This window comes from Edaphosphingomonas laterariae, from assembly GCF_900188165.1.
Classification (GTDB): Bacteria; Pseudomonadota; Alphaproteobacteria; order Sphingomonadales; family Sphingomonadaceae; genus Sphingomonas_E; species Sphingomonas_E laterariae.
Genome location: NZ_FZOS01000061.1, coordinates 1 through 7,277, shown reverse-complemented (window position 1 = coordinate 7,277; position 7,277 = coordinate 1). Strand labels below are relative to the sequence as shown.

7 protein-coding genes and 1 pseudogene are annotated in these 7,277 nt (G+C 67.3%); all 8 read left to right on the top strand.

All coding sequences use genetic code 11. The features are described 5' to 3' along the window. Positions 1-914: transcription termination/antitermination protein NusA (nusA, locus tag CHB74_RS21080; RefSeq protein ID WP_144033896.1), on the top strand; the 914-nt coding region annotated here is incomplete at its 5' end. Then, a complete protein-coding gene (locus CHB74_RS21075; protein ID WP_179220955.1) occupies positions 901-1,707 on the top strand; it encodes a DUF448 domain-containing protein in 807 nt (268 codons plus the stop codon). The genes nusA and CHB74_RS21075, both read left to right, overlap by 14 nt. A 21-nt stretch (positions 1,708-1,728) precedes the next feature. Next, positions 1,729-4,405: pseudogene (infB, locus tag CHB74_RS21070) on the top strand (translation initiation factor IF-2). A 68-nt stretch (positions 4,406-4,473) separates the two neighbouring features. Then, positions 4,474-4,869 carry a 30S ribosome-binding factor RbfA gene (gene rbfA / locus CHB74_RS21065; RefSeq protein WP_089221432.1) on the top strand — a complete coding sequence of 132 codons (396 nt, stop codon included), beginning with the start codon at positions 4,474-4,476 and terminating at the stop codon, positions 4,867-4,869. Positions 4,870-5,179: 310 nt separating this feature from the next. After that, complete coding sequence (locus CHB74_RS21060) at positions 5,180-5,725, top strand: GNAT family N-acetyltransferase (protein WP_089221433.1); 546 nt, start codon at positions 5,180-5,182, stop codon at positions 5,723-5,725. A 39-nt stretch (positions 5,726-5,764) separates the two neighbouring features. Then, positions 5,765-6,670, top strand: a complete 906-nt coding sequence (gene truB / locus CHB74_RS21055) for a tRNA pseudouridine(55) synthase TruB (RefSeq protein ID WP_089221431.1) — start codon at positions 5,765-5,767, stop codon at positions 6,668-6,670. After that, positions 6,667-6,936 (top strand): 30S ribosomal protein S15, encoded by a 270-nt coding sequence (gene rpsO / locus CHB74_RS21050; RefSeq protein WP_089221430.1) that lies wholly within the window; start codon positions 6,667-6,669, stop codon positions 6,934-6,936. The genes truB and rpsO overlap by 4 nt, the downstream gene beginning before the upstream one ends. A 197-nt stretch (positions 6,937-7,133) precedes the next feature. Further along, on the top strand, positions 7,134-7,277 hold a 144-nt coding region (locus tag CHB74_RS21045), incomplete at its 3' end, for a hypothetical protein (RefSeq protein WP_144033895.1).

The following is a 7,277-nucleotide window of genomic DNA, read 5'->3' as shown; positions in this document are numbered from 1 at the left end:
ATCCGGGCAGCCGCGCCAAGATCGGCGTCATTTCGCATGACGGCTCGATCGATCCGGTCGGCGCCTGCGTCGGCATGAAGGGCAGCCGCGTGCAGGCCGTCGTGCAGGAAATGCAGGGCGAGAAGATCGACATCATTCCCTGGTCGCCCGACACCGCGACCTTTGTCGTCAATGCGCTGCAGCCGGCGCAGGTTGCCCGCGTCGTCATCGACGAGGAAGAAGAGCGCATCGAAGTTGTCGTTCCCGACGATCAGCTTTCGCTCGCCATCGGCCGTCGCGGCCAGAATGTCCGCCTCGCCAGCCAGCTGACCGGCAAGGCGATCGACATCCTGACCGAAGCCGATGCCAGCGAGAAGCGGCAGAAGGAATTCGTCCAGAACAGCGAGATGTTCCAGAACGAGCTCGACGTGGACGAGACGCTGGCGCAGCTGCTGGTCGCCGAAGGCTTCGGCAGCCTCGAGGAAGTCGCTTATGTCGAGGCGGACGAAATCGCTTCGATCGAGGGTTTCGACGAGGAACTGGCCGCCGAGCTTCAGAGCCGTGCGCAGGAAGCGCTGGACCGCCGCGAGCAGGCCAATCGCGACGAGCGCCGCGCGCTTGGCGTCGAGGACGATCTGGCCGAACTGCCCTACCTCACCGAAGCGATGCTGGTGACGCTGGGCAAGGCCGGCATCAAGACGCTCGACGACCTTGCCGATCTGGCGACCGACGAACTGGTCCAGAAGAAGCGGGCCGAGCCGCGTCGCCGCGCCGAGAACGCGCAGAAGCGGGCCGAGGACAAGGGCGGCGTGCTCGCCGAATATGGCCTGTCCGACGAGCAGGGTAACGAGATCATCATGGCGGCGCGTGCGCACTGGTTCGCCGATGAACCGAATGAGTCCGGGGAGGTCGCTCCTGCGGATGGCGAACAATGAGCACTCCAAGGCAATAGCCTCCGCGAATCGCTCGTCCCGGGCGAAGGCCCGGGGCGTGCCGAAAGCAGATGACGTGCAGGCCGCGACGGCGCCCGGCGCGGTTGGGGACGATGACGCCGGCACTGGCGCGCATGGCCCCGAACGGCGCTGCGTGCTGTCTGGCGAGCATGGTCCGCGCGACGGGCTGATTCGCCTCGCGCTCGGCCCCGATGGCACGGTCGCGCCCGATGTGCGTGCCAAGGCCGGCGGCCGGGGCGCGTGGATCGCGGTCGACCGGGTGGCGCTGGAAACGGCGATCGCCAAGGGCAAGCTGAAGGGCGCGCTGGCCCGCGCGTTCAAGACGGCGAGCTTCCTGATTCCCGATGATCTGCCGGCGCAGATCGAACGGGCGCTCGAACGCTCCGCGCTCGATCGGCTGGGGTTGGAGGCGCGTGCCGGCAACCTCGTCACGGGCAGCGAAAAGATTGTCGATGCCGCGCGCAAGGGCACGGTGGCGCTGCTGCTGCACGCCCGCGATGCTGCGGCGGATGGCACCCGCAAGCTGGATCAGGCGCTGCGGGTTGGGCTCGACATGGAAGGCACGGATACGCGGGGACTCGTAATCCCGGCGAGCCGCGCCATATTGTCGATGGCTTTGGGGCGCGAAAATGTGGTACATGTCGCGCTTATCGCGCCGGCTGCCGCCGCGCGCGTTTCCGATGCACTCGGCCGCTGGCGCGGCTTTATTGGACGGAACGGCAGCGCCGAACCTTGCGATATGGCTTCGCAAGGCCCATCGGCGCTACGAGATTGATGTAAGGGGTTCGGATACTCGATGAGCGATAACGACAAGCCGAAACTGGGTATGCGCGCGCCCCTGGGTCTCAAGCGCACGGTGGAGACCGGCCAGGTGAAGCAGAGCTTCAGCCATGGCCGCTCGAACACCGTGGTGGTTGAGGTCAAGCGTCGCCGTATCCTCGGCAAGCCCGGCGAGGCCGAAGCCCCGGTTCAGGAAGCGGCACCGGCCGCGGCGCCCACGCCGGCGCCGGCCCCGACGCCCGCCCCCGCGCCGGCCCCCACGGCTGCGCCCGCACCCGCCCCGGCGGCTCCCGAGCCCGCGCCCGCGCCGGTCGTGGCCGCCGAGCCCAAGGCGGAAGCGCCTGCCGCTCCGGCGCCGACCCCGGCGCCTGTCGCCACGCCGGCCCCGGCGCCTGCCCCGGCTGCGCCCAAGCCCGCCCCGGTGAAGGCCGCGCCCAAGCCTGCGCCGCGCCCGGTGACGCCGACGCGCGCCATGACGCCGCTTGAGCGTCGCGAGATGCAGGAACGCCTGCTGCGCGAAGCCGAGGAAGCCCGCATGACCGCGCTGGAAGAAGCGCGTCGCCGCGAAGATCGCGAAAAGGCGGAAGCGACCGAAGAGGAACGCCGTCGCGCCGAAGAGAATCGCCGCGCCGAGGAGGAGGCCGCCAAGGTCGCCGCGCGCGAGGCGGAGGAAGCCGCCGTCCGTGCCGCCGCCGAGGCGGAAGCGGCCGCCAAGGCTGCCGCCGAAGCGCCTGCCGCCACGGCTCAGCCGGCCGAACGGACTGCGGGATCGGCCACGCCGCCGCCGCGTCGTTTCACCCCCGTGGTGGCGCCGAAGCGGCCGGAACCGGCCAAGCCGTCGCGCGATCGCAAGGGCGATGATCGTCGCCAGTCCGGCAAGCTCACGGTTACCCGCGCGCTTGACGATGGCGATGGCGGTGCGCGTGCGCGCAGCCTCGCGGCGCTGAAGCGCGCCCGCGAAAAGGACAAGCGCGCCCACCAGATGGGCGGCCCCGCCGCCAAGCAGGTGCGCGATGTCGTCGTGCCGGAAACGATCACGGTGGCCGAACTCGCCAACCGCATGGCCGAACGCGGTGCGGATCTGGTGAAGGCGCTGTTCAAGATGGGCATGCCCGTCACCGTCAACCAGTCGATCGACCAGGATACGGCGGAACTGCTCGTCACGGAATTCGGCCACAACATCAAGCGTGTGTCTGAAAGCGACGTCGATATCGTCGCCACCGACGATGTCGATGCGGCGGAGACGCTGCAGTCGCGTCCGCCGGTCGTGACCATCATGGGCCATGTCGACCACGGCAAGACCTCGCTGCTCGATGCCCTGCGCGGCACCGATGTGGCGTCGGGCGAAGCCGGCGGCATCACCCAGCATATCGGCGCCTATCAGGTGACGGTGAAGGATGGGGCGAAGATCACCTTCCTCGACACGCCGGGCCACGAAGCGTTCAGTGAAATGCGCGCGCGCGGCGCCAACATCACCGATATCGTGGTGATCGTGGTTGCCGGTGACGATGGCCTGCGTCCGCAGACGATCGAGGCGATCAACCACACCAAGGCGGCCGGCGTGCCGATGATCATCGCGATCAACAAGATGGACAAGCCGGGCAGCAACGCCCAGCGCGTGCGCGAGGCGCTGCTCCAGCACGACGTCCAGGTCGAAAGCATGGGCGGCGACGTGCAGGAGGTGGAAGTCTCCGCGCTCAAGAAGACCGGCCTTGATGAACTGATCGAGAAGATCGAGCTCCAGGCCGAAATCCTTGAGCTCAAGGCCAATCCCGATCGCGCGGCCGAAGGCACCGTGGTCGAGGCGAAGCTGGACAAGGGCCGTGGCCCGGTGGCGACGATCCTCGTCGGCCGCGGCACGCTCAAGGTCGGCGACGTCTTCGTCGTCGGTGCGGAAAGCGGCAAGGTCCGTGCGCTGGTCAACGACAAGGGCCAGCAGGTGAAGGAAGCCGGTCCGTCGACGCCCGTCGAGGTGCTCGGCCTGTCGGGTGTGCCTGGTGCTGGCGATCCGCTGTCGGTCGTCGAGAACGAGGCCCGCGCCCGCGAGGTCGCGGCCTATCGTGCCGGCGTCATCCACCAGAAGCGGACGACGGCGGCCCCGGCCAGCCTCGAATCGATGTTCTCGGCGCTGCGCGACCGGCTCGCTCAACAAGATCTCGACCGACGATATCCAGGTGCGCATCCTGCACTCGGGCGTCGGCGGCATCACCGAGAGCGATGTCACGCTGGCCGCGGCTTCGAAGGCGCCGATCATCGGCTTCAACGTCCGCGCCAATGCCAAGGCGCGCGATATCGCCACGCGGGATGGGGTCGCGCTCAAATATTATGACGTGATCTACGACCTGCTGGACGAAATCCGCGCCGCGATGGCGGGGCAGCTCGGGCCGGAATATTTCGAAACGGTCGTCGGCCGCGCCGAAGTCCGCGAAGTCTTCTCGGCCGGCAAGCACGGCAAGGCGGCGGGTCTGCTCGTCACCGAAGGCTATATCAAGAAGGACCTGCGCGCGCGCCTCACGCGCGACGACGTCATCATCTACAACGGCAAGATCGCCTCGCTGCGTCGCTTCAAGGACGATGTGGCGGAGGTCCGCGCCGGGCTGGAATGCGGCGTCACGTTCGAGGGTTCGACCGACATCAAGGCGGGCGACTTCCTCGAAACCTTCGAGGTCGAGGAGCGCGCCCGGACCCTGTAATCGTTACGCCGGCGGAGGCACATCGCTTCCGCCGGCGGACGGTGGGATTGGGCTGAAAGATCTGGACCATGCGCCGCAACGAAACCCCCGAAGGCAAGTCCGTCCGCGTGCTGCGCGTGGGCGAACAGGTGCGCCACGCGCTGGCCGACATCCTGATGCGCGGCGACGTGCATGATGATGTGCTCGCCAAGCACAGCGTGTCCGTCACCGAAGTCCGCATGTCGCCGGATCTGCGCCACGCGACCGCCTTCGTGAAGCCGCTGCTCGGCGCCGACGAAGCGGTGGTGCTGAAGGCGCTGCGCACCAACACGGCCTATCTGCAGAGCGAGGTCGCGCGGCGGGTGAACACCAAATATGCCGCCAAGCTGAAGTTCCTCGCCGATGAAAGCTTCGACGAGGGCAGCCATATCGACGCGGTGCTGCGTCGTCCGGAAATCGCGCGCGATCTGGAGCAGGACGACTGACATTAGCGCAGGCCGCCGAGGACAGGGCGGCCCGCTTTTGGTCGATCAGGATGCGGCGTCGGCCGCTGCCCAGCCGAGAACCGCGCCCGCCGTGGCGAAGATGAGCCCCAGCCGCCGCCTGAATTCCCTGATCTTCATCGTCGAATCCCCCTGCCTTGTCGGGCGACGGGTTCGCACGCCATCGATGATGCCGTGGTGACGGTGGGATGACGGTTTGGCGACAGCGCGGCGAATCCCGTTTTGGCGCGCCGGCGGCTATCAGGTGGCGGGCAGGCATTCTGGAACTGCGACGCGAAAGGAAATGATGGTCATGGCTGATGTGGATCGCTTGCTTGTGCCGCTGGCGGATGGCGATGCCGCGCTCGTCCCGCTGGGGGAGGGGCATCGCGAGGCACTGCGCGCCGCCTGCGCCGCCGATACCGAAATCTGGCCGACCTATAATGTGTCCTACGATCCCGATCATTTCGATGCGAGCTTCGATGCGCTGATCGCCAATCCGGCGCGGCTTGCCTTCGCCATCCTCCATGATGGCGATCTTGTCGGCATGACCGCTTATCTGGGCGTGGATGCGGCCAAGGGCCTGCTCGAAATCGGCAACACCTATATCGCGCCGGTGATGCGGGGCACCGGCTTCAATCGCCGGATCAAGGAGATGCAGATCGATCACGCCATCGCCTGCGGTTTTCGCCGGATCGAATTCCGCATCGACGTGCGCAACGCGCGGTCGATGGCGGCGGTCGCCAAGCTCGGCGGGGTGAAGGAAGGCGTGCTGCGGCAGGAACGCGTCACCTGGAACGGGCATCTGCGCGATACTGCGCTCTATTCGATCCTGGCGGACGAATGGCGGCGGAGTTGACGGTTGGATAATGGCGTGACGGCGCCTAAAGGCCCGCCGATGGACGGATGGATCATTTTGGACAAGCCGGTCGGCCTCGGGTCCACCCAGGCGGTTTCGGCGGTCAAGCGGGTGTTGCGGCAGGGCGGCTATGGCAAGCACAAGGTTGGCCATGGCGGGACGCTCGACCCGCTGGCATCGGGCGTGCTGCCGATCGCGATCGGCGAGGCGACCAAGCTTTCGGGCCGGATGCTCGATGCCGACAAGGCTTATGACTTCACGCTGAGCTTCGGCGTCGAAACCGACACGCTGGATGCCGAGGGCAAGGCCATCGCCAATTCGGACGTGCGCCCGACGCGCGATCAGGTGGCGGCCGTGCTGGCAAGCTTCACCGGCCCGATCGAACAGGTGCCGCCGGCTTTCTCCGCGCTGAAGGTGGATGGCGCGCGCGCTTATGATCTGGCCCGCGCGGGCGAGGAAGTGGTGCTCAAATCCCGCGCGGTGACGATCCATGCGCTTGAGCTGATTGACTGGACGGGGGAGGCGGCGACCTTCGCCGCGCGCGTGTCCAAGGGCACCTATATCCGTAGCCTGGCGCGCGACATCGCTTATGCCCTTGATACGGTGGGCCACGTCACCATGTTGCGGCGGACCAAGGCGGGCCCGTTCACGCTGGATCAGGCGATTTCGCTGGACAAGCTGAACCAAGTCGCTATGGGCCAGCCGCTTGAAGACCTTATCCTGCCCTTGACGGCGGGGCTGGACGACATCCCGGCTCTCGCAGTCAGCTTCGATCAGGCAAGGGCGCTCCGCGAGGGGCGTAAGGTGATCGGAGCTGCCAAGCACCAGGGCCTGCATCTGGCGATTGCGGACAATGTGCCCATCGCCCTGGTGGAGGTTTCCGGCCCGGAAATGCGGGTGGTGCGCGGCTTCAACATCGCGATGTCGAAGGAAGAAAACTTATGACGATCACTGCTGCTCGCAAGGCCGAACTCATCGCCACCCATGCCCGCGCCGAAGGCGACACGGGCAGCCCGGAGGTGCAGGTCGCGATCCTTTCGGAGCGTATCGCCAACCTGACCGAGCACTTCAAGACGCACGCGAAGGACAACCATTCGCGCCGCGGCCTGCTGATGCTGGTCAACAAGCGTCGCAGCCTCCTCGACTATCTCAAGCGCGAGGACGCAGGTCGCTACGCAGATATCGTCGCCAAGCTCGGGCTTCGTAAGTGAGCCTGATCCGGTGACCGGAACGGCCCCCCACGGGGCCGTTTCTCGTTTCGGGGGACTCGATTCATACCCCCCGGAACACCCCCGGATCCGGCATGCGGCCGCGATCCGGTTTCGGGCAGGACGCCCGACCCCGGGGCCGGAAGGCCGGTCCCCGACAGGCCCCGCCGGCATAGGGCCGGCGGCAGGAAGGACAAAAGATGTTCGACATCAAGAAGCAGGAAATCCAGTGGGGCGGCAAGACGCTCACTCTGGAAACGGGCCGTGTTGCCCGTCAGGCCGACGGCGCGGTGGTCGCGACGCTCGGCGAAACCGTTGTGCTCTGCGCCGTCACGGCTGCGCGC